The sequence below is a fragment of the Sphingobium sp. JS3065 genome (genome assembly GCF_026427355.1).
Taxonomy (GTDB): Bacteria; Pseudomonadota; Alphaproteobacteria; order Sphingomonadales; family Sphingomonadaceae; genus Sphingobium.
This window is the reverse complement of record NZ_CP102665.1, coordinates 377,134-397,142: the sequence shown is the minus strand read 5'-3', so window position 1 is coordinate 397,142 and position 20,009 is coordinate 377,134. Positions and strand designations below refer to the sequence as shown.

The 20,009-nt window shown below is 64.5% G+C and carries 22 protein-coding genes; 2 read left to right on the top strand and 20 right to left on the bottom strand.

Annotated elements, in window-relative coordinates; genetic code table 11:
• Complete coding sequence (locus tag NUH86_RS19195; protein WP_267252905.1) at nucleotides 1–1,422, bottom strand: conjugal transfer protein TraH; 1,422 nt, start codon at nucleotides 1,420–1,422, stop codon at nucleotides 1–3.
• A gap of 127 nt (nucleotides 1,423–1,549) precedes the next feature.
• Between NUH86_RS19195 and NUH86_RS19190 the strand changes: the two genes are divergently transcribed.
• Entirely contained in the window at nucleotides 1,550–2,716 is a 1,167-nt protein-coding gene (locus NUH86_RS19190) for an ATP-binding protein (protein WP_267252904.1), read from the top strand.
• A 32-nt stretch (nucleotides 2,717–2,748) separates the two neighbouring features.
• Here the strand turns inward: NUH86_RS19190 and NUH86_RS19185 are convergent, their stop codons facing one another.
• From NUH86_RS19185 to NUH86_RS19095, 19 genes are all read right to left on the bottom strand, one after another.
• A complete protein-coding gene (locus NUH86_RS19185) occupies nucleotides 2,749–3,204 on the bottom strand; it encodes a hypothetical protein (protein ID WP_267253005.1) in 456 nt (151 codons plus the stop codon).
• Between the two features lie 140 nt (nucleotides 3,205–3,344).
• Nucleotides 3,345–4,193, bottom strand: coding sequence for a conjugal transfer protein TraF (traF, locus tag NUH86_RS19180; RefSeq protein WP_416365385.1), 849 nt, complete (start codon nucleotides 4,191–4,193; stop codon nucleotides 3,345–3,347).
• On the bottom strand, nucleotides 4,190–4,789 hold the full coding sequence (locus NUH86_RS19175; protein WP_267252903.1) for a S26 family signal peptidase: 600 nt from the start codon (nucleotides 4,787–4,789) through the stop codon (nucleotides 4,190–4,192). The genes traF and NUH86_RS19175 overlap by 4 nt, the downstream gene beginning before the upstream one ends.
• A complete protein-coding gene (locus NUH86_RS19170; protein WP_267252902.1) occupies nucleotides 4,761–5,609 on the bottom strand; it encodes a type-F conjugative transfer system pilin assembly protein TrbC in 849 nt (282 codons plus the stop codon). Before NUH86_RS19170 ends, NUH86_RS19175 begins: the two co-directional genes overlap by 29 nt.
• A complete protein-coding gene (gene traN / locus NUH86_RS19165) occupies nucleotides 5,581–6,615 on the bottom strand; it encodes a conjugal transfer protein TraN (protein ID WP_267253003.1) in 1,035 nt (344 codons plus the stop codon). The genes NUH86_RS19170 and traN overlap by 29 nt, the downstream gene beginning before the upstream one ends.
• Before the next feature lie 53 nt (nucleotides 6,616–6,668).
• Nucleotides 6,669–8,600, bottom strand: a complete 1,932-nt coding sequence (locus tag NUH86_RS19160; RefSeq protein ID WP_267252901.1) for a hypothetical protein — start codon at nucleotides 8,598–8,600, stop codon at nucleotides 6,669–6,671.
• A 364-nt stretch (nucleotides 8,601–8,964) separates the two neighbouring features.
• Nucleotides 8,965–9,978 (bottom strand): TraU family protein, encoded by a 1,014-nt coding sequence (locus tag NUH86_RS19155; protein WP_267252900.1) that lies wholly within the window; start codon nucleotides 9,976–9,978, stop codon nucleotides 8,965–8,967.
• A complete protein-coding gene (locus tag NUH86_RS19150) occupies nucleotides 9,975–10,607 on the bottom strand; it encodes a conjugal transfer protein TraW (RefSeq protein ID WP_416365384.1) in 633 nt (210 codons plus the stop codon). The genes NUH86_RS19155 and NUH86_RS19150 overlap by 4 nt, the downstream gene beginning before the upstream one ends.
• A complete protein-coding gene (locus NUH86_RS19145; RefSeq protein WP_267252899.1) occupies nucleotides 10,597–10,833 on the bottom strand; it encodes a hypothetical protein in 237 nt (78 codons plus the stop codon). Before NUH86_RS19145 ends, NUH86_RS19150 begins: the two co-directional genes overlap by 11 nt.
• The gene (locus NUH86_RS19140) at nucleotides 10,830–11,156 is read right to left on the bottom strand and encodes a hypothetical protein (RefSeq protein WP_267252898.1); all 327 of its coding nucleotides are present in this window, start codon (nucleotides 11,154–11,156) and stop codon (nucleotides 10,830–10,832) included. Before NUH86_RS19140 ends, NUH86_RS19145 begins: the two co-directional genes overlap by 4 nt.
• The gene (locus NUH86_RS19135) at nucleotides 11,156–13,675 is read right to left on the bottom strand and encodes a TraC family protein (RefSeq protein ID WP_267252897.1); all 2,520 of its coding nucleotides are present in this window, start codon (nucleotides 13,673–13,675) and stop codon (nucleotides 11,156–11,158) included. The genes NUH86_RS19140 and NUH86_RS19135 overlap by 1 nt, the downstream gene beginning before the upstream one ends.
• Nucleotides 13,672–14,307 carry a TraV family lipoprotein gene (locus NUH86_RS19130; protein ID WP_267252896.1) on the bottom strand — a complete coding sequence of 212 codons (636 nt, stop codon included), beginning with the start codon at nucleotides 14,305–14,307 and terminating at the stop codon, nucleotides 13,672–13,674. The genes NUH86_RS19135 and NUH86_RS19130 overlap by 4 nt, the downstream gene beginning before the upstream one ends.
• A gap of 32 nt (nucleotides 14,308–14,339) precedes the next feature.
• Nucleotides 14,340–15,725 carry a TraB/VirB10 family protein gene (locus tag NUH86_RS19125; RefSeq protein ID WP_267252895.1) on the bottom strand — a complete coding sequence of 462 codons (1,386 nt, stop codon included), beginning with the start codon at nucleotides 15,723–15,725 and terminating at the stop codon, nucleotides 14,340–14,342.
• On the bottom strand, nucleotides 15,722–16,489 hold the full coding sequence (locus tag NUH86_RS19120) for a type-F conjugative transfer system secretin TraK (protein ID WP_267252894.1): 768 nt from the start codon (nucleotides 16,487–16,489) through the stop codon (nucleotides 15,722–15,724). The genes NUH86_RS19125 and NUH86_RS19120 overlap by 4 nt, the downstream gene beginning before the upstream one ends.
• Nucleotides 16,473–17,108 carry a TraE/TraK family type IV conjugative transfer system protein gene (locus NUH86_RS19115; protein ID WP_267252893.1) on the bottom strand — a complete coding sequence of 212 codons (636 nt, stop codon included), beginning with the start codon at nucleotides 17,106–17,108 and terminating at the stop codon, nucleotides 16,473–16,475. Before NUH86_RS19115 ends, NUH86_RS19120 begins: the two co-directional genes overlap by 17 nt.
• A gap of 8 nt (nucleotides 17,109–17,116) precedes the next feature.
• Complete coding sequence (locus tag NUH86_RS19110; protein ID WP_037544084.1) at nucleotides 17,117–17,383, bottom strand: type IV conjugative transfer system protein TraL; 267 nt, start codon at nucleotides 17,381–17,383, stop codon at nucleotides 17,117–17,119.
• A gap of 126 nt (nucleotides 17,384–17,509) precedes the next feature.
• A complete protein-coding gene (locus NUH86_RS19105) occupies nucleotides 17,510–17,854 on the bottom strand; it encodes a hypothetical protein (RefSeq protein ID WP_267252892.1) in 345 nt (114 codons plus the stop codon).
• Nucleotides 17,855–18,038: 184 nt separating this feature from the next.
• Nucleotides 18,039–18,827, bottom strand: coding sequence for a DsbC family protein (locus NUH86_RS19100; protein WP_267253001.1), 789 nt, complete (start codon nucleotides 18,825–18,827; stop codon nucleotides 18,039–18,041).
• Nucleotides 18,802–19,110 (bottom strand): hypothetical protein, encoded by a 309-nt coding sequence (locus tag NUH86_RS19095; protein WP_267252891.1) that lies wholly within the window; start codon nucleotides 19,108–19,110, stop codon nucleotides 18,802–18,804. Before NUH86_RS19095 ends, NUH86_RS19100 begins: the two co-directional genes overlap by 26 nt.
• Before the next feature lie 340 nt (nucleotides 19,111–19,450).
• Between NUH86_RS19095 and NUH86_RS19090 the strand changes: the two genes are divergently transcribed.
• Nucleotides 19,451–19,867 (top strand): hypothetical protein, encoded by a 417-nt coding sequence (locus NUH86_RS19090; RefSeq protein ID WP_267252890.1) that lies wholly within the window; start codon nucleotides 19,451–19,453, stop codon nucleotides 19,865–19,867.
• The last annotated feature ends 142 nt before the right edge of the window (nucleotides 19,868–20,009 follow it).

Below are 20,009 nucleotides of genomic sequence, written 5' to 3'. Positions count from 1 at the left end.
TCAGCGGTTGCGGCTGGCGGCGGTGCCGGCGGCGTCGCGCGCGTCCCGATCACGCTGGCGGATGAGACCGGCATAGCCAGTCGAGAGGTTCGCCTGGGAGAGCGCCGCCATATAGGATTGCCGCATCTGCGCGCGCTGGCGCAGCACCTCCTCCCGCAGGTCGCGGAGTTGCTCGATGCCCTTGGTGAGGATGCGGGTCTGGCAGATATTGGCATTGCCGGCATCGGCAGCCCCGGCAGCGCTGGTCCCGCGCTCGGCATTGGAGATGGCAAAATCGATGCTACGGGTGAGATCGTTCAGCATCTGATAGGCGAGGGTCAACGCGACCAGCTCGTCGGTATCGCCGATAACCGAGTCCACCACATCCTGGCGCACGCCCCATTCAAGCATCCGGTAGACCGGCAGGGTCCGTACATTGGCGACGAACTGCCGTTCCTCGGCCGTGAGCGAAGCGCGCGTCCTGATCTTCTCCGCGATCGAGGTCATGCGCTCACGGGTGAGCGCCAGCGCGCCCTTGTTCCCATCCTGCGTGCAATCGGCGGCGGTGGCCGGCATGTTGAGCGCACGCCGCATCACCCGCCCGCTCAGGAAGTCGTCCGAGGACTCGCTATCCTGACCAGCGCAGGCGGGGATAGCCGAGAAGAGCGGCACCTTGTCGGTCGCGTCCCAGCGCATATAGACGTCGCCGACCCGCGCGCGCATGACGGCGGCCCAATCGGCGGCGCCGACGCGGGACGCCGCATGGGCGAGCAGCGATCCGGTGCGGAAGATGTCGGTCACTTCGGTCGGGCAGTTGGCCAGCGCATCCTTCAGATCCTCGGTCGGGCTGTTCCCGTTCGCCTGGATCTTCTCGCGGCTTTGCTGATAGCTTTTGGCGTAGCCTTGCCTGACCGACTTGTAGCCAGTCATCTCCTCGATGATCCCCGACATATTGTCGTCTCCTCGAGCGATCTGGACCATGCGGTTGGCGAGGCGGCAGTCATTGACCTGGATGGAGTTCAAGAAATTGGTGGCCGCCTCCATCTTCGAAATGATGTTCCCCATCTTCTCATCCAATGTTTCGAGTAGATATTGGAACGCGACGGCGGGCGCGGCCTGGAGGATGCTCTCGAGCTTCTGGACGAGATAGTCGGGGTCGAGGAAGGACATGCCTCCGAGGAACATGTCGATGCCGCCGCAGCCTGCCTTCACCTTCGGCATGGTGAGGCTCATCAGATAGTCGCTATGGACATCGATGCGGCCGGACATGCCGCCCGCCGTCACATAGCCGCGCGTCTGGTCCTCGAATCTGCCGGGGCTGGTATAGGTTACATTATCGAACCAATGCTCGGCCCAGCTTTGGGCATGGGCGGGCATAGCCGTCCCGCAGGTTGCAAGCAGAGCCAGAACGGTTAGCGTCGCGCTACATTTGAGATGGGGCATGGCGGCTTTCTTGTCTTGTGGAGGAAAGAAAGGGCCCACCCGCCATATGCGCGCCCTTTGGCATTGCTTGCAAAATCTCTAGACATTTAACCTTGCAAATTCGGATCATTGATACAAATATGCAAGGATGATTGAACGTCGGATCAAAAGCGAACTTGTCGCCCGACTGGACGAAAGCCCTGCGGTCGCCTTGCTCGGGCCACGTCAGGTCGGCAAGACGACGCTCGCGCATGAGATGGCCGATGAGCGGCCATCCATCTATCTCGATCTTGAATCGGATCGGGATCGCGCGAAGCTTGCCGATCCCGAACTCTATCTCGAAAGCCACGAAGGCAAGCTCGTCATACTCGATGAGGTTCATCGGCTGCCGGACCTGTTCCAGCTTTTGCGAGGATTGATCGATCGTGGCCGTAGAAAGGGATTGCGGACGGGTCGGTTCCTGCTGCTGGGTTCGGCTTCCATGGAATTGCTGGTCCAATCGGGCGAAAGTCTTGCCGGGCGCATCGCCTATCTGGAAATGCGTCCGCTCGACGCCCTGGAGGTGGGCGACGGGGATGTTGATCGGCTTTGGATTCGCGGCGGCTTTCCCGACAGCTATCTCGCCACCAGTGATGCCACGAGCCGGCGTTGGAGGCAGGACTTCATCCGAACCTATCTCGAACGTGACATTCCCATGCTGGGTCCGCGTATTCCTTCCGAAACGCTGAGGCGTTTCTGGACGATGCTCGCCCACCATCAATCGGGCCTGTTGAACGCTTCGGAACTGGGGCGCAGTCTTGGCGTCGATTCCAAGACCATCGCCTCCTATCTCGACCTTCTGGTCGACCTGCTTCTCGTCCGTAGGCTTGAGCCCTGGCACAGCAATAGCGGCAAGCGTCTCGTCAAATCGCCTCGCGTCTATGTGCGCGATAGCGGCATCATCCACACATTGCTGGGTCTTGCCACCCGCGAGGATGTGCTGGGACATCCCGTCGCCGGCGCAAGCTGGGAGGGGTTTGCAATCGAGACGCTGATATCGGCGGCGCCTGAGGGCACACAGGCAAATTTCTACAGAACATCGGCGGGCGCTGAGATCGATCTTCTTCTCACCATCCCGGGCCATGGCCTTTGGGCCTTCGAGATCAAGCGCAGCCTTTCGCCCAAAGTGGAGCGGGGCTTTCACCACGCTTGCGCAGACCTCGATCCGGCACGGCGGATCGTCATCTATCCTGGGGAGGAAACCTACAGGCTCGCAGAGAATATCGAGGTTTGCGCTGTGGCCGAGGCAGGCCGATGGCTGCTCTCCCTGCGTTGATTGCAGGCCAGCAAGGGAGATGAGGGGCATCGTCATCGCCTCTCCTCGCCCTTCCGACCGGCGCTGCCTGCGACGATACCGGTGAACTTCGCCATTGCGCGCACGCCCACGGCGGCCCGCACACCGGTTTGCATCTTGAGTCCGAGATAGATATTGCGGGCGAGATTGGCCGGATGGTCCGTGCCGATCGCGATCGGCAGGATGCGGGCTTCATCGGAGACTGGCCGCAGCCACGCGACAGGGTGGCCGATCCAGGGTAGGCCCAATCGGCCCGAACGAAGCATCGCCTCCTCCCTGCCGATCGGGCGGACCGTCAGCCCATAGCGCGTCTTGAGCGCGAGGAGTTTGTTCCAGAGATCGCCGCAGGGCAGACAACCGGGCGCGGTACTCATCTCGATGATGAACGCCGGTCCCTGGCCCTTTAACGCTGCCTCGAAATCCGGCGGATAATTAACGGTTAGGGGAACGCGGGCGAGCCAGCTCTGCATTTCGCGGGTGCTTGAAACCGGATGGATCGCTGCGCGCGCCGCCGCTGCACGATCGTCAGGTGCCCGTAGTTCCACCTGCGCATGGACCGAGAACGGCAGCGCGCCCAGCAGCGCGATCAATGCTCCAAGGCAGCGGACCCTCATGGGTGGCCCCCGTTTTGATTTGCCATGGGATCGCCAGCCGCGACAGGACCATTGGCGAGCGCGTCGAAAAAGCCATTCTCCTCACCCGCGCCGGTGAGAAACTGTTCGGGTCTGATGTCGCCCGACAGCAGTTTCACCGCCTGATACGCGGTTTGAATAAGAGTCGGAAACGCCTCGACACCATTGGCGATGACCATGCGTTGCGCGGAATTGCGGCGGATGACCATGGTGGTGGGCGTCACCTCGACGCCGAAGCGGGCGCCAAGTTCGGGCCGCCGATCGAGATCCTCACGGATGATCTGCCAGCCGGTTTCCTCCTGGAAGCGCTGGAGGATCGGCCATTGCACCCGGCAATAGCCGCAGGAAGTGCGCGAGAACATGACGAGTGCGAATTCAGGAACGCGGGAGCGCAGATAGGCGCGGCGCACCGCATCCTTCTGCGCGCCCAGCGCATCGCGTGCGTCGCCAATCATGGGATTGGCGGATTTGGCGCTGAGCTCGGGATGGGCGAGCATCGCTAGCTGGGTGACGCCCGCAAAGGCGCGGGCCTTGCGCCGCGCGAAATCCTCCAGCCGCCAGAAATCGGAAACTGCCTCGACGGTCAGAACGGTCGCCGCATAATCACGCTGGTCTGCGATGAGCTTGGCGATCCGGGGCGGGCTCCATCGCGCGAGTTCGGCCATGGGTGGGATCAGCGGCGCTGGAGGCACATCTTCGGGCGGCGTCTCGGCGGGATCGGCTTTGGCGCGATACCACCAGTAACCCTGGCGGATCGTATCCTCCGCGGAGGCCGTCGCCGCGAGAAGCTGGCCAGCGACGGCCAGCAGGGCAAGCGCGCGCCTCACAGGATGCGCTCCATGCGGGTGAGGCGCTCGAGCCGGACCGGTCCGAAATAGCGACTGTCGAAGCCCCCGGCATGATCAGAGCCGACATAGACAAAACCCGGAGGGATCGGTCTGTCGCCCCAGCGCAGATGGGGCAGAGGGCGGCCGTCGAGGCCGAAGGGCCGGCTCGCGCCGAGAAAGGTACGGCCGCAATAATACCAACTGCGCGTGCCTTCGCGACCGTCGACCGAGAGACGTTCGATTTCGCGGAGCCGCTCGCCTGGAAGGCAGAGCGCTCGCTTGGTGACGCTCACCGGCTTCGGGCCTGCGATCGGATGGGAGAGCATGAACTCAACGAGATCGCCCTTGCGGACCGGACCTGGCGCGCGCCGCACGGCCCAGGCATCGATGGAGGGGCTCATGACCAGGGTCACGCTGGGCAGACCAAGCCAGGTGAGGGTCGCGACGGGAAGGATGACCGCGAAGCTCAGGGCCAATCGCCTGTTGTCGGCAGGCTGGTTGCCGACCCCGCCGCCCAGCGCGAGCGCCGCCTGCGCGGGCAGGGTCTTGAGCCCCAACCAAAGCCGATTAGCGGCGAGACAGGCGAGACGCGGCATCGCTGACCTCCTGTTTGCCGCCAAGGCGGGCATATTCTTCGAGAAGTCCTGACAGGGCTGCGTCGCCATAGACGATATGGCTGGCGCTTGGGCCGATCTCGTCGTCGCGCTCGCAATAGGGAAGGGTGGGATCGCCCGGCGCCATGGCGAAGGCAGGGACCTGATTAACGCCATGCTGGCGGAAGAGGATCGGGTCGACGATGAGCTGAACGTTGCGCATCGTGCAGGCAGGCCCTTCGCAGCCTGGATCGACGCGCAGAATCTGCGCCGTCAGTTTCGCCATCGGGCCGATTTTGCTCATGCCCCCGGGAACGCCTCGAAAGGCGATGACGCCCCCGACTGTCTCGAGCTGCGCGGCGTAATTGCGCAGGGTCTGGAGCGGCAGGGAGGAGGAGGCGAACAGCATCGGCACCCAGTTCTTTGCCAAAGCCCCAGCGCGCCCGTCCCTCGGCTTCGCCGCATCGATCGGCGCGGCAAGCCCCAAGGCCTCGTAAAGTCGCTTTTGCACGGCATCATGTTCGGCAGCCAGGCGCTGCGCGGCATCTTCACGGTCCTTGCGTGCTCGCGCTTCGATGGCGGGAAAGCGCCCCTTCTGCCGCATTGCCTCGAACGCCCGGCGGCGCATCGTATGCGATGGTTCGGGGATGCCGGACGGGCCGGATATAGCGGGCTTATCTGCGGCGGCACTATCCGGTGCGGGTGGCCGGAGCCCTTCAGCAGTCTCCCCGCCTTGCGCCAGCGCAGGGGCGGCGGCCCAAAGTCCGACCATGACGCCCACGCGCAGCAAAAGGTCAGGGATGAATGATGCTGAGCGTCGCATCGATCTTCTCCTTCATATCGATCTGAATGTCGGATTGGGCGCGGGCTTCGATGTCGGAATAATATTCGCTGAGATTCATCCGGCTGAAATCGAGCGCCTGGAATTCTTCAGCGGAAAATCCGCGGCAATACGGATGTTGGGGCGTGCCCCAGCCAAGGCTGTTGAAGGCGGCGAGTTGCGGTCGACCCTGTTCCTGGATGATGCGGCCCAATTTCGTGTTAAAGCAGCAATGGCCGCGCGCCTTCTGGATGCAGATGCCCAGGATCTTCGACGAGCAATAGGTGCCGACCTCATGGCACATGCCCGAGCCGCGCAGCATGCCGGTTTCCATATCCTGTTGGTCGCAGCCCTGGAGCAGCACCTCGATCATATAGTTGATGGCCAGGCTGATCGCGATCGAGGTCGGATCGATGCCGACGATGATCGCATTGGCGCCGGCCGAGGCCGCCTCGCTCGCGGTCGCGCCCGCCTTGAACGCGGTATAGGCCGCTTTCATGCCGGTGAAGACGCCCTTGGCGATGGCGATCTTGGTGGTGATCGAACTGAGCGAACCACCCATCCCGTCCTTGACGATCTTGCCCTTGTCCTTGCAGCAATTCTGGAAGGTGACGCTGGCGCCAGGCGGCCGGCACCGCAGCGCCCGTCCGCCGAATATCGCGATCGTCCCCAGGCAATTGCCGTCGACATCGACCGGGCCGTCACCCGGCGCGCCGGGATCGTCGACCACTTCCTCATTTTCGATCGGTGTGGCGGACGTATCGATGCAGCTGTTGGGTGAGCAGGCCGGCACGGCAGCTGTCGTCGGCATCTTGCAGGCAAAAGCGGCCCCGAGCGGACAGGAATATCCGCCTTGTGCGTCGGCTATGCAGTCGACCTGGCCGATGGCACAGAGCGCGCCGCCATCGGTGGTTGCAAGGCACTGCGCCATCTCGCCCTCGTCCGCTGCATCGCCATTGCCGTTGAGGTCGGCGGCGCAGAGCTGCGCGGCATGGGCCTGCTGAACCATAGTGAGAGGAACCAGGGCGCAGGTGAGCGCGAGTGCGGGGGCGAGCCGGCGGATCATCGCGCCACCGCCGTGCAGGCCAGGTCCGAGCCTGCGAGCCTAACCGTCTGCATCATGACCACCGCCTCGGGGAAATCATCGAGGCAGCCGCAGGGTGAGACGATCTCCTCGCCGTCGCCCAGCGGGCAGACATTGTCGGCCGAACAGACATGGTAGAAGCTGTCCCAGCCTACTGGCACATTCTGCCTCTCCGCCACCGTCCCCGCCGGGGCAACGCCGCTATTGGCGCTGGGCGCGCGGGTCTTGCAGATGGATTCGCACGCCGCGACCGAGGGGCGATCGGGGAGCGCGAAGGCACGGGTCGACTGGACGAGGGCGCCATCGCTGGCCCGCGTCTGATCGGCGAGCATCGTCTCGGTCGAACGATCGATGATATAGGTTGCCCGGCCGAGATCGGGTTGCGCTGTTCCTGATGTATCGACGACGCAGGAGTAGCGGCGCGTGCGCAGGAAGAAGTCGCGGCTATATTGAAAGGTGCAGCTGCCGGTGCCGAACAGGCGGGTTTGGGGCAGGGGTTTAAGACCCGTGACGGCGCCGTTTCTGACCGTCTCGACGCCATCAACATCTTCCTGGGTCAGGCGGCAGGCGGGATCACCCGCATAGCCCGCGCAGAGGTCGACCAGCCGTTCGCTCACCTCGCAGCTCGTGTTGACCTGGATCTCGACGGTGACATAGCCCCAGTTGCCGCCGCCCCCGCCGCGTACCCGCGCGCTGACCGACGTCGCGCCGGATTTGAGCTTGTCAGTAAATTCGATGGGCGTGCGGTTATACCAGGGATCATCGCTGATCCGGCAGTCGCCAGACGGCAGCCCATCGCCCGTCCAGAGGCGCTTGCCCGCCGAGCCCACGACCTGGCCATTGATCCGGCCCTGAACCCAGTCGTCCGCGCCCATCTCGATGATCCGCGCCGAAATGATCCGACCGGGTACCAGCGGATTGAAGGTGACCGTATAGACGGGCGGATTGCTGCCGCAGCTCCCCGCGCCCCGAATCTGGAAGCGGAGGCATCCCGTGCCGCAACTGGCGGTCGAGGTGATCGAGCCACTGGCCGAGACGATGTCGGTGAAGTCCCAGGATTTGACGTTGATCTCGCGCTCAATCGTGCAGGAGCGCGTTTCCTCCGCCTTGCCATTCCCTGCCGGCGAGGCCGCCAGCGCGGTGAAGACCGAACTGGCTTGCGAAGCCGCATAGGCGTCGTCGCTGATCGCGGTCGGGTTGGCGCGATAGCTCGTCGCGGACACCGCAGGCGACGACGAGCATGCGGTCGTCTGCGCGCCGACATAGCGGATGACCGGGCCGTCGATACTGGCCTGCGCCACGGCGATCCGGGGATCGGCGGTTGTGAGCGCGCCGATGACCCCACCGCCCAGATCCTTCAAGACCGAGGGCAAATTGCCCGCAACCAGGTTGGCGCCGCAGCTGGCATTGACGCAATAGCATCCGGCGAGGTCCGGCATGTCTACCTGGCTGAGCTTGAGGTCACCGCTACCGCTCACATCCCATTTGAAGCTCTGGCACTGGTTCCAGCTTCCGGGCGAACAGGAGATGACGCCGTTGGCGCAAATCCCGGATACCGGGACCGGGAGGGTCAGGACCTGGTCGAAGGCGCCGTCGAGATCCTTGTCGCGGGAAATGGAAAGATGGGAAATATCGCCGGTCGTTCCGGGCTGGACCAGCATTTCGAGCATGGTGGCGCTCTGCTGGCAGGCAATGCTGGGCGTGAAGCTGCGGCTATTGTCGACCGTACTGACCGGCTGGTTGGCGAGACCCGGCGTCAGATAATTGCTGCTGATCGCCTCGCTGTCGCCGGATTTGGCGCGCGAGGCCGCCGCTGCCGCCCGCGCTCTCGCGTCCATGTCCTGCGCAAAGGCGGATTGGACGCTCAGCGCTGCCAGTATCGCGAGCGAGGGGGCGAAGGGCCACCTCATGCTTCCTCACCTAAGCGAGAGCGATCTACGGCGCGGAGCCGGAACAAGGGGCAAAGCCCGGCCATGTCGGGTGGTTCCGACAGGCATTGGAAGGCGGCCTTTCCGTCGATGGTGGTCAGCACGGCCAAAGCGGGCGAGGATTGAGGCACAGGGGGGTATCCCTGCCCGCCGGGGGACCATCTGGCCGTGCTGACCTTCTCCCCGTGCGTTTCCAAAGCCGCATGGGAAGAATTAGGTGTTGGAGCGGCGCCGGATGGCGCCAGCGCCGCTCCGCCCACGCAGCGATCGAACGGCCGGTTCTGGCCTTGGCGGGCAGACCATCGAAAGCAGGCGATCGCTGTGGGGGATGGGGGAAGGGGTTGGCTCATGGGGTGGATACCCCCGCGCAGCAGATCACCTTTTCAAAAGACATGAACTGGGCATTGTCCTTGCCGGGCGCATGTTTGCCCGAGGACCAGAGCGCGCCGGGGCGTCCGATGTTGACGCATTTGCCGCCTTTGACCGGCTCCATGATCTGGAGCTTGTAGCGGCTCTTGGTCCAGATCGGCTGGGCCTTGAAGGAGCAGCCGTCGGCCGAGGAGATGGTGAGCGCGCCGAGCCGCCCCATCATGAAGGTGCCGCGCGCGGCGAGGCCAGCCCAGGCCTCGACGCTGTCGTCAAAATGGATGTCGCCCGCGACCGGATAGGTGGCGCCCCAGCTTCCCATGCACCAAAAGAGCGGATCGATGACCTTCCCCGCAGCCGCCGCAGCGCTGTCGGCCATGCAGGCAAGGCCCGCCGCGGGATTGCCGAAGAGAATGCCTTCCGGCTGGATGATCGCGCCCAATGTCCCGGACTGCCAGGTCGGCAGCACTTCGGTGATCATAGCGACGTCGAACCCGTCATCCTCGATGCAGGGGAGGTCGGTGAACATGTCGAGCATCTTCCAGACCGGCGAGATATAATAGTGCATCTGCGCAAACAGTTTTTGGCTGTTTGTGCCGTCAGCGATTCCGGACTGGCTGCCCTGAAGCCGGCCGCCGGTCGGCAGGAGATCGGCGCCGAGAGCCATCATGCAGCCCGGCTCGGTCACCACATCGATCATCCGGTTGGGCGACCAGAAGCTCACCTTCACCCCGAACCAGAAGGTCGCGCCCTTGCGGCAGGCGCAGAGCGGCTTGGAGGCGGACTGGGCATCGAGTTCCTTGTCGAGCTTGTCGAAACTCGCCACCCGCACGCCGCCGATCGTGATCGGAAAGATGCAGTTCCAGCGCACCCTGGTGATGGGATTGAAGATGGTGCCGGCCTCGCATTTGGAGGCGTGGGCAGGTGCCGACGCGCCGCCGGCGGCCAGCGCCAGGGCGAGCGGCGCCATGCGCGTGAGAAGCCTGCGCTTCATGGCCGCGCGCTCCCGCCCGCCCAGCGGAGCGGCGCATATTCGGTGAGGACGAGCTTCTTGCCCTGCTGCGCGACGATCACCGGCGCGACCGTGAGGCCGAGCCGCTCCTTGACCCGTTCCTCCAGGATAAAGAGGGGACGCCCGCTGCGTTCGGAGAGGTCGAGCGCATCGCCCGCGGTCAGCAAAATGAAATCCGTGAACCGCGCCTGCTTCAAAGCCCAGCCCAGATCGCGCGGATGGACGATGATGAGGCGCTGGGGCAGCGACACATAGTCGAGCGGGTTAAAGGTGAAGCCCTTGGGATAGAGCAGCCGGCCATCGGGCAGGCGGACATCTTCCTCAAGCGTGTAAAAGGGAACGAGGGTGCGAACCCGGCCCACCCTGGCCTGCCCCAGCCCCGCCGCCTGAAGCGCCGACCAGCTCGAGCGCGGGCCAAGGCGCGAGGCGAGGCTCGGCGCCCTGGCGGCGCGGGCCTCTATCTCCGTCATGGCGTCGGGCTCTGCGATGGGCCAGGTTCGGCCAATCGTAGAGGTCGCAGCCGTTGCAGGCTGACCGCAGGCAAGGCCCAGCATCAGCGCGCCGATCAGGGCGTGGCGGGTACGATCGGGGAAGCGTGGTTCAGCGGCCATGGCGCCGTCTCCACCAGGGTCGCTCGTCAGTTCTGTCGCCACGGATCGCGCAGATGAGCGCCGACGCGCCGAGCACCAAACCGGCTAGCAGCAGGCCCTGAAGCCGCAGCGGCAGCGCACCGGGCGTTTCGAGCACCAGGATCGTAAGGACGAGCAGCATGAGCTGCGTGCCCACCAGAAGGCGGATCGGCCCGGGGGCCGGGGCGGCGCTGAGGATGCCCTTCATCGCCGGTTCCACCAGCGGCGTAGCCATTTGGCCGACGTGCCCGCAGCGCCGGTCATGCCGATCAGCAATATGCCGCTTCCAAAGCAGCACGCGGCCACCATCACCGCTGCGCGCAGGATCAGGAATGGCGGTTTCTGGAGCGCGATCCCGGCGGCGCCAACGAGAAGCCCAAGCATCATCGTCTCGATCGTCACAAGCCGAAAGCGCCATTGGAAGGCCTGCGCCTCGGCCTTCTCCGCCGCGCGCGCCTCGATGAAGGCTTCCAGTTTCGGGTCGGGCTCGAATTCGAAGCGGGGCTGGTTCTGGTCGGGCGGCGTGCGCATCAGAGCTGCTCCCCGCTGGAGCCGTGCCCAAGGATTTCGGTCGGATCGACGCCGGCCAGATCGCAGACTGCCTCGAGCGGCGACATGCCCCTGCGCAGCCGCGCCTCGAACGCCGCCACCTCCTGCGGCGCGCTGGTGTTGATCCAGTAGGAGAAGGGATCCACGACGAGCCGGGCGATGCCGAGCCCCAGGGGCGAGTCGATGAAGACTTCCGAATAATGGGGCTTGTTGTTGCGGACCGACTTCAGGAGGTCGAGGACGAAACCCGAATAATCGAGAATCTTGTTCTCGACGGCCCGATCGTAGGTCGACCCCTGGAGCAGGAAGCGGGTGGCGGCATTTTCGAGGATCACCTGTCCCGTGCCGCCAAAGAGCAGCAGATCGTTCATCGACTGGAGGACGACCCCGAAACTCCCCTGATATTTACGCGCGCGCCGGTAGCCCTGGCCGAATACCTCGGCGAGGCGGGAAAGATCCTGCCCGTCGGTGCGGGTCATGAACTGAGCGGCCTCATCGCACAGGACAAAGCGGGGCCGATCGCGGGCGGAGAGATAGAGTTCCTGCGTGACCGCATTCACCACCACCATCACGATCACATTGAAGAGATCGGGCATGGCTTTGAGGCGCTCAAGCTCGAGCACGACAAATTCATCGGCGGAAATGTCGAAGGTCGAGGGGCCGTTGAAATAATGGCCATAAGCGCCCGAACTGGCAAAATCGCGCAGGTTGAAGGCAAGTTCGCGCGCGGCGGGGATCAGATGCTCGACCTTGTCGAGATCGCTTGTGGCATAGGCGGGATAGGCGCCAAGCCAGTCACGGACCGCATCGATCCCGGCTTCGGCCCGTCCGCTGTCGATTGTCCATTGGACTGCGGACTTGAGCAGGTTCCATTCGGACGTGCTGACGCCCTTGCGGGTCGCGGCATTGGCCATTTCCGCGACGATGGCGACCGCCATGGAGATGGCCGACTGGCGATCGTCGCCGTCGAGCGCGAAGCCCATGTCGAAGGGGTTGAGGATGAGATGCTCCTCGCCAATGTCGATGTAGCGGCCCGAGCACAATGTGCAGAGCTTGGCATAGCTGCCGCCGATATCGATGATGCGGATGAGCGCGCCTTGGGCATAATATTGCTGGCAGAGGTTATTGAGGAGGAAGCTCTTGCCCGCGCCGCTCTCGGCCGAAACGATGAAATTATAATTGTTGATGCGCGGGTCGAAGAGATCGAGCGTGATGAGCTGGCCCTTGCGGCCGGCATAGAGGAGGGCGGGGCGCCCCCCGCCGCGAAAGTCGGTCTGCACCGGCGCGAGCAGCGCTGCCGCCTTGGCGGGCATGGGAAGGTCGCGCTCCAGCATCCGCACCGTCCGTCGGTCGGGATAGAAGCCGAAGGGGAGCGCCATTGGTAGCAGGACCGGATTGAGATAGCTCTCCTCCTGCATCATCCAGGGCAGCGGCTCGCTTTCCCAGAGGCGCTTGGCGCGCGCGGCCATCTCGCGGGCCTGCGCGCTGTCGCGGCCGAAGACCCAGATGACCGGGATGACCGAGACAAAGCGGCTGTTCCCCGCTTCGTCGAGCACCCAGCCGATCTCCTCGATCTGCTTGCCGACCTCGACCGCGAAACTGCCGGCGGCCTTTTGCGCGGAGAGGATCTGGGCACGCTTATGGATTTCGAAGCTCGAATGATCGAAGAGGATGTTGAGCGTGTAGAGGAAGGGACCGCCAATCTGGTCGCTGTCCTCCGAGGCACCGCGCATCCCGCCCAGCAGCCGGTTGCAGCGTTCGGCGGTGACGCGCCGGGCTGGCGACTTGGGCGTCAGGCAGCGTGCGACCTGATCGCCGAGGAACAGCTCGGGGCCATCGAAGACGAGATCGGGGCCGGCATCGATCAGCTGCTTGCGCACCGGGCGCGCGGGCATGTCCTCGCTGCCTTGGGCGAAAACCCCCGGTGCAGCAGAGAACACGCCGTTGAAGATGCGGCGATAGAAGGTGACGAGCGCCTCGGGCGCGAGGCGGGTGATGCCAAGCTTGGAAAGCTGCTCCTCGATCTGTCGCCGCAGGTCGGCCCCAAGCGGTTTGCGCGTCTTGATCGAAAGCAGCAGCCGGAAATTGCGCAGCGGAATGCCGTGCAGCGCATCGAGCCCCTGCGTCCCGTCGCGCAGATAGTCGCGGGTCCGGCGCGCCGAAGCCTGGATCAACGGATCGGGCCGGGATTTCAGATCGAGGAACGCGTCGAGCGCGCCGTCGATCAGCGGGTCGGCGAAGCAGTGGAGCTGAACCACCGTGCCCGGCGCGAAGTGGATGTTGAGGAGGCCGAGCAGCGCCTGATGGACATGGGCGAAGAGATAGGCACTGGGCACGAGTTCCCAGGCCTGGCCCCAGCCATCGTCGATGCAGAGGAAGGCTTCCTCCTCCGCGACCCAGGCGACCATCGGCAGAAAGTCGGAATAGGCGTCGCGCGAGACGCTCTGGCGCAGCCGCTCGAAGGTCATGCCGCCGACATGACGGGTGCCGGGCGCCTTCATTGCCCCTGTTCTCGCGGCTGTTCCTGCGGGGGAGCGGGAAGGTCGCTCGTCTGCATCGGCGCGGGCTTCGCCTTCACCTGCTCGAGGACTGGCACACGGCTCGTCGGATTGACGGGGCTCACCAGATAGTCGCCGACCACCCATTGGGGCTTGTCGAGGATCGAATAGACGTAGCGCGGCATGTAGAGCCGGTCGGGCCGTTCACGGTCGGCATAAGGAAGGATGAGCGTGCGGATCGTGCGTCCGGGCCGCAGCATCGGCGTCACTGGCGCTTCGACCAGCCCCTGAAGCTCGCGATAGACGCTGTCACGATAGCCAAGATAAGGCGTGGCGGCCTTGCCCCTGGCGCGTCCCGTCGATCCGGGCGAGGCGGCGACGGCGCTGCCTTTCAGCATCTTCCTGTCGTTCGTGACCCTGGGATCGGACCGGGAGGCGGCGCCGGCGACCGCATCCTCATAGGCGCGCTCTGGGTGGATGCACTGGCCATGGTCGCTATTCTTGCAGCTGAACTTTTCAGGATAGGGCGACATGACCGAGCCGATGGCGGTGCAGGCGGGCAGGGCGGCGAGCATCAGCAGCGGGGCTCCGGCGCGGCGCAGGGCTAACGCTGACGGGAAAGAGAGGAGCGGCATGGGCGTGTCTCCTTGTTTGAGGCGCGGGCGCATCAGAATTTGCTTCCCGCAGTCGGCTTGATTTCGAGGGTGACGCCCTCCTGGATCACCACGACGACATCCTTGGCGGCGCCCACCTCGACGATGGGACCGGCCTGACGGGCGAGATCGAGATAGAAGTCGGTCAGCTTGTCGGAGGATTTGGAGAGGCCGCCGGCAATGCCGGTCTTGGCCGCGTCGCCCGCATCGAGCGACCGGACGGTGCCGAGCGCGGAGACCGACGTGTCCCCGAACGTGTTTTCGACGCTCTGGCTCATTCCCGAGATCGTGCCGGCAATGAAACTGCGGGCGAGCGCGGCGCCGGCGCGGGTGACGACCCGGCCCGACAGCCCCTTCTTCCCGTCGGTATCGACGAAGAAGCCCTTGATCGGTTGATCGACCACCGAGCGTTCGTCAAAGTCGACGCAGGAGAGGGAGACGAGCTGGACCTCGACCCGCTCCTTGGCGAGGCTGCCTGTCGCATTGCCGATGACAAAGCAGCCAGCAAGGTTCGCCTTGACGTCATTTGGCAGCACGGCGGGCGCCTGGACGCGGGCGATCAGCGGTTCCGGGTTCGAGGTCGCGTCCCGGCTCGCGAGCGCGTCGATCCCGGTCAGCAACCGCGCCTTCATGAAACCAGGCGGCAAATAGATCGTCCGGGTCTTTTTTTTAACGCCTGTTGCCCCTTTGTCGCCCGCGTCGGCGGTGAGTGCGGCGGTCGCGGTCCCGATCGAGCCGACCTGCCGCTCCACTGGCGGGGCGGGCGGCGCAGGCGGCACGGACGGCATAGGAGGCGGCGGTAGGCTGCCGTCAGCGCTCTCAAGTTCGCGTCCGCTGGGGCTGGGCGGGAAGGGCGGGATGTCGCCAGGCATGGCGCTGGGGAGATCGCCCTCTGCCGCGTCCGTGATGGTTCGCCCGCCAGGGGCGATCCTGCCTTCCTCGATCGCGGTCACCCGGTCGCCGAGCAGCATCTGGCCATCGAGAATTTTCTTGAGGTCGCCGCGCACCTTGGTCTCGAGGCTGTCGCCGCGCAGGCCCGCACCCATGTCGAGGCGCGATGCCACCGGTGCCGCCGGCGCCTCGTCCTTCGATCCGGTCGAGGCTGTGTAGAGGCCGTAGCCGAACATCGCGATGACGACGCCCACACCGGCCTGCCGGGCGCGCAGCTGCTGGCGAGCGCTCAGCAACGCCCAGCGGGCCTTGAGGTCGAGCAGTGCCGGACCGCGCACCTCCGTGGCGGCGCGATCATCCGGTTCGCCGCTGGCGCCGTCCCTCCTCTTTGGCGGGCGGGAATAGCCCTTTATGCCGGCGTGGGGCCGCTGGGTCGGTGCATCGGGCCTCGAGCCCGTCGGTTGCGCACCCATTGGCTTCTCGCCGCCCTTGTCGCCAGGGCCGCTCACAGCGTCTCTCCCCGACGCAGCAGAATGAGACGCGCGGTCTCGCCGGCCTTCAGGGACAGGCGATCGAGGGTGACGCTGAAGATGCGCGCGCCGAGCGACGCATCGAGAAATATGCGCTCGTCAATCTCGTTGTCGGTGCTCGCCTCGATCCAATATTCCGACGCCGACAGCCCCGTGCCCTCGATCGCGACGCGGCGGCGCTCGGTGATGCGCAAGGCGGGCGCGGCGCTGAGCGCAAGCGGCCTTGGCGAAACGGCGATCTCGGTAAAGCTGGCCGGCACCCGGTCCTGCAGCATTGAGAGGGTGATCGAGACCGCGCGCTCCTCCTCGACAAGCGGCCCCAGCAGCTCGCCATTGGCGCGGGCGCGCTGGCTGGCACCGGGTGCGAGGGTCACGGTCTGGGCGGGAATGTCGGTGGGTTCGGCATAAAGCGGATAGATCGCGCCGTTACAGGTCACGAAGAATTCCGAAGGCGTGGTGACAAAGCTGCGCGTCACCTGGCCCGCATCGTCGCTTTCCTTGACCAGGAACTTGACCCAGGCGTCAGCACCCGCCTTCTCGACCGCGATCGCCTTTTCGGCGGAGAATTTGACATCCTCGATCTCGCCGCCCTGGCAGATGAGATGGTTGATGTCGCGGTTGGAGAGGCGGATGCTACTGATCTGGTCGGGCAGGGCCATGATGGCCTGCGCGAATGTCGGGACCGGAAGACAGGCGGTGATGAGCGCTGCAGGCGCGCCAAGGCGCTTACCGAAGTTCGGCATCGAAATTTTCCTCGGAAAGAGACAGGAGCCAGAAGCGACCGGCATCGATCGTGTAGCGGATGCGCAGATTGCCGCGGAATTTGCGGATGACGCCGCCGATGACGCGCACCTTTTCCACTGGCACCAGGATCTGGCGATCCGTCCAGGTGACGGGCTGGTCGGGCCGGATATAGGTCGCGATCGAGAGCGTCGGATTATTGGCCAGTTCGTCGAGGATCGCGTTCAGACTGTCGCGGATGCCATTATAGGCAGTGGGGTGGACGATGCTGAGCAATTCCTCAAACTGCCGGTCGGCCGAGAGCGCGGAATAGGTGCCCGAAAGCGCGACGATATTGCGCGTCATGGTGCGCAGGTAAGCGGGCGAGGGCTTGCCGCCCGTCACATAGAGATCGCCGCCTGCCCCAAAGGGCACGACGATCGTGCGCTGGTTCTGGCTCGTCGAGTAAAGGGCAATCCCCAGGACGGCGGTGATGCCGAACAGGCCGAGAACCGAGAATTTTAGGAGGCGGTTCTCCTCGAACAGGTTGGACGACCCCTGGAGATAGCGATGGATGCCGAAGCTCGCCGGCTTATCCCGCAAGGGGTCGCTGGGCTCGCGGGCGGATGATCTGCCGAACATGGGATAGCTCACTCGCAAAAGCGGGTCTGGGTCGGACCGGGGTAGCGGGGGAGCTTGAGCAGCCCCCAGCGCCAGGCGAGATGCGGCATGAAGCCGCGCGGCTTGGTCCGCTTCCAGGGAATGAAGAGGAGAAGAACGCCGAGGAGCGACCAGCCCACATATCCGCCGACGATGACGGCGACGAAGATGGTGGACACCACGAGGATGAACTCCTGCGCGTCGAACCAGAGGATCTGGACCGGCTTGTGCAGGAATTGGGGAAGTCTCTCGTCCACGTCCTTCTCCCTTGCTTCATCACGCCTGGACCAGACGTGATTGTTACGAAGAGCGACCATTCGTTCCCCGTGTCCGGCGCGGACCCGGAACCTGAGATCCGCGCCAGTCTCTGTTTCAGGCGGATCTCAGACCATCATGCCGAAGGTCTGGAGGATGGAATCCGCCCGAATGAGGCAGACGGCAGCGACGATCGTCGGGATGCCGATCATGATGTTGGAAAAGAGGCGGCTGACCCCGAACAGGAAGGCGGCGACGCCGCCCACGAAGCCGAGCGGCCCCTTCACCCCCTGGTTCACCACGATGTCGTAAATATCGTAGCCAAGGTCGCCGGCGGCCGGCGCCTGGAAGGCGTGGGCGGCCGATGCCAGGGTCATCGCGATGAGCAGGGTTCCCACGGCATCGGCCGACGCAAAAGAGAGGCGGCGCATCCGGTTCCGGGAGGGGGCAGGCAGTGAGGCAAGTTTGAGCATGAGCTTTCTCCAGGCAATAAGGAGCCTCCCCATGAAAATGCCTGCCGGCACCGACACGGCTGTTCGTTGACGGCCAGCGAAGGGATGGGTGGCTCCTTGGTAACGGGCCCCTCTCACCGGCATCTGTTGCTCAGGGAGTCGGCGCTTGCGCCCGCCGCCATGAGCCCGCCAAATTTGGAGGAAATCAGCTGGGCGGCTTTTTGGGCGCCTGCTTTTCCTCGAGCCAGGCCTCGATCTCGGCCTGCTGGAAGCCGGAAATGACGCGGCCATCAAGAATGAGGGTGGGGGTTCCCGATATGCCCATGGCTTTGACCGCCTCGGCATTCCTGGCAACAAGCGCCGCGCCCTCCTTGCAGGTCGTGAGGGGCTTTGGCGCGTCTCCGGCATAGGTGGCGCGGAAGGCGCCAGCCTGGTCCTTCGAGCAGAGGATATGCTCGGCCTTGGACGCGGCTTGCGGGTGGATACCGCTCACGAAATAGATTTGCCGTCGCACTGGCTTCCCTTCGGCTGCCTTTGCCGCCCAGAAACGATCGAGGGCGCGGCAATAGGGGCAATCGGGATCGGTGAACTCGATGACGGTCGGCGCGCCCGGCGGGCCAATGGTGAGTGCTTGATTGGGACCGAGCGCGCCCAGTTTTTTCCGCGCGCTGGCATCCTGTGCGAGGGCGGTCAGGTTGACGCCGTTTCTGTCGTAGATGGTGGCGAACAGAAGGTGCTCGCTGTCAGGCGCATAATAGAGGATGCGGCCGCCGGCGCTCGCCTGAAACACGGGGCCTTTGACGGGCGCAGGGCCGAAATCCTCGAACTGGAGGTTGGTGAAGCTTTGGCGGAGGCTTGCCTGCGCCTTTGCCGCTACAGCGTCGAGAGCGACCGGATCCGTCGCGGGCTCTGCAGGTGCCGCGTTCACGACCCCAGCAGCGCCTGCGATCAGCGCAATCGCCAGTGTCTTAGCGATCCGTGCGTGGCATGACATCATGATTTCCTTTCCTGTCGTGGAATGGCCGGGCAAGGAGCGCCGGATCGAAGCGGATCGAGCGCCCAAGCGGTACAGTCATTGCGGGAGCGGGCGGAATTTGGCCCAGGGTTACCGCCTCGATGATGAACTCGCCGCCCTGCTGCCGAACGGCGAGAGGTTGGACCCAGTCAGTGGGAACTCGCGCCTTCACCATGGCTTGCCCTTTGGCCGCCATTGCGGGCATAGTTGCCGCCATGAGAATGACGAGCGTGGGGGCGCCGATAGGAATGCCTCTGCCCATGGGGCATGTCTCCTCGCATCTGGGCGGCTGAAGCGGCGGCCCGGTTTCGGGAAGGGTGCTGGCGGGAAGCTTCGGTCATTCGGGTAAGCTCGCCGTCACCGGTTGTTGAAACCATCGATGTCGAGACCGCCCCCGCCCTGCAATGGCCAGGGCAATGACGTGCCGGTGCAGGGCACTGACGTGCCGCCAGGCGGCAGTGAAGTGCCGCTTGGGCATTTGCGTGCCGCATCATGGATCGTTTGTAACGGGCGAAGCGTCGACCATCGCGGATACACTCCGCCTTGCTGGACGAATCGCGTCAGGCTCCGCCCGTCATTTTTCAGTGAGGAAAGTGCAAAGGATGAACGGTAAAAGGTCACGCGCCTATCGGCTGACCCTTTCGGAACGCGGCTTGGAACTCTATCTCTCTGTCCACCTGCGTCTGTGCATCCTGGCGCAGGATCTGTTACCCTATGGAGCAACGCTCCAGGCTGCGATCGATCTTTTGGAGCAGCGGGATTGCGATGAGGTGGCGGCCGAGATGCTCGACAATCGCCTGGATATCTATTTCGGCAAATGCGAGCATTTCGTGGGCGGTTCGCCTGCTATCGGCCGGTCGGCGCGGGCGATCAGGGAGAGATTATCGCAGACAGGCTTGATGCATGCGCCCCAGATCGGTCGGATTTACATCGCCGGGCTGGGTGTTCTTGGCGCCTCGGAGAACCGCGAATTGACCAGCTGGGTCGCTCGTCTCGCGCGCGAGCGGGCGCGATCATAAATGCTGCGGGCACAGGACGCCGGCGCCAACATCAGGTTGGATCGTCGAATTCATCTCAAAATGAGAATGATTGTTTTTGACCGCGTGCGTCAAATGCATAGATTTCGGCGATCGGGTAAGTGCCATTGGAAGCTTCGAGCCA

Bases quoted from the DNA above. Each gene is read 5' to 3' on its own strand.
- NUH86_RS19195 (WP_267252905.1), bottom strand. From the start codon at position 1,422: ATGCCCCATCTCAAATGTAGCGCGACGCTAACCGTTCTGGCTCTGCTT.
- NUH86_RS19190 (WP_267252904.1), top strand. From the start codon at position 1,550: ATGATTGAACGTCGGATCAAAAGCGAACTTGTCGCCCGACTGGACGAA.
- NUH86_RS19185 (WP_267253005.1), bottom strand. From the start codon at position 3,204: ATGCAGAGCTGGCTCGCCCGCGTTCCCCTAACCGTTAATTATCCGCCG.
- NUH86_RS19175 (WP_267252903.1), bottom strand. From the start codon at position 4,789: ATGCCGCGTCTCGCCTGTCTCGCCGCTAATCGGCTTTGGTTGGGGCTC.
- NUH86_RS19170 (WP_267252902.1), bottom strand. From the start codon at position 5,609: ATGCGACGCTCAGCATCATTCATCCCTGACCTTTTGCTGCGCGTGGGC.
- traN (WP_267253003.1), bottom strand. From the start codon at position 6,615: ATGGTTCAGCAGGCCCATGCCGCGCAGCTCTGCGCCGCCGACCTCAAC.
- NUH86_RS19160 (WP_267252901.1), bottom strand. From the start codon at position 8,600: ATGAGGTGGCCCTTCGCCCCCTCGCTCGCGATACTGGCAGCGCTGAGC.
- NUH86_RS19155 (WP_267252900.1), bottom strand. From the start codon at position 9,978: ATGAAGCGCAGGCTTCTCACGCGCATGGCGCCGCTCGCCCTGGCGCTG.
- NUH86_RS19150 (WP_416365384.1), bottom strand. From the start codon at position 10,607: ATGGCCGCTGAACCACGCTTCCCCGATCGTACCCGCCACGCCCTGATC.
- NUH86_RS19145 (WP_267252899.1), bottom strand. From the start codon at position 10,833: ATGAAGGGCATCCTCAGCGCCGCCCCGGCCCCCGGGCCGATCCGCCTT.
- NUH86_RS19140 (WP_267252898.1), bottom strand. From the start codon at position 11,156: ATGCGCACGCCGCCCGACCAGAACCAGCCCCGCTTCGAATTCGAGCCC.
- NUH86_RS19135 (WP_267252897.1), bottom strand. From the start codon at position 13,675: ATGAAGGCGCCCGGCACCCGTCATGTCGGCGGCATGACCTTCGAGCGG.
- NUH86_RS19130 (WP_267252896.1), bottom strand. From the start codon at position 14,307: ATGCCGCTCCTCTCTTTCCCGTCAGCGTTAGCCCTGCGCCGCGCCGGA.
- NUH86_RS19120 (WP_267252894.1), bottom strand. From the start codon at position 16,489: ATGCCGAACTTCGGTAAGCGCCTTGGCGCGCCTGCAGCGCTCATCACC.
- NUH86_RS19115 (WP_267252893.1), bottom strand. From the start codon at position 17,108: ATGTTCGGCAGATCATCCGCCCGCGAGCCCAGCGACCCCTTGCGGGAT.
- NUH86_RS19105 (WP_267252892.1), bottom strand. From the start codon at position 17,854: ATGCTCAAACTTGCCTCACTGCCTGCCCCCTCCCGGAACCGGATGCGC.
- NUH86_RS19100 (WP_267253001.1), bottom strand. From the start codon at position 18,827: ATGTCATGCCACGCACGGATCGCTAAGACACTGGCGATTGCGCTGATC.
- NUH86_RS19095 (WP_267252891.1), bottom strand. From the start codon at position 19,110: ATGGGCAGAGGCATTCCTATCGGCGCCCCCACGCTCGTCATTCTCATG.
- NUH86_RS19090 (WP_267252890.1), top strand. From the start codon at position 19,451: ATGAACGGTAAAAGGTCACGCGCCTATCGGCTGACCCTTTCGGAACGC.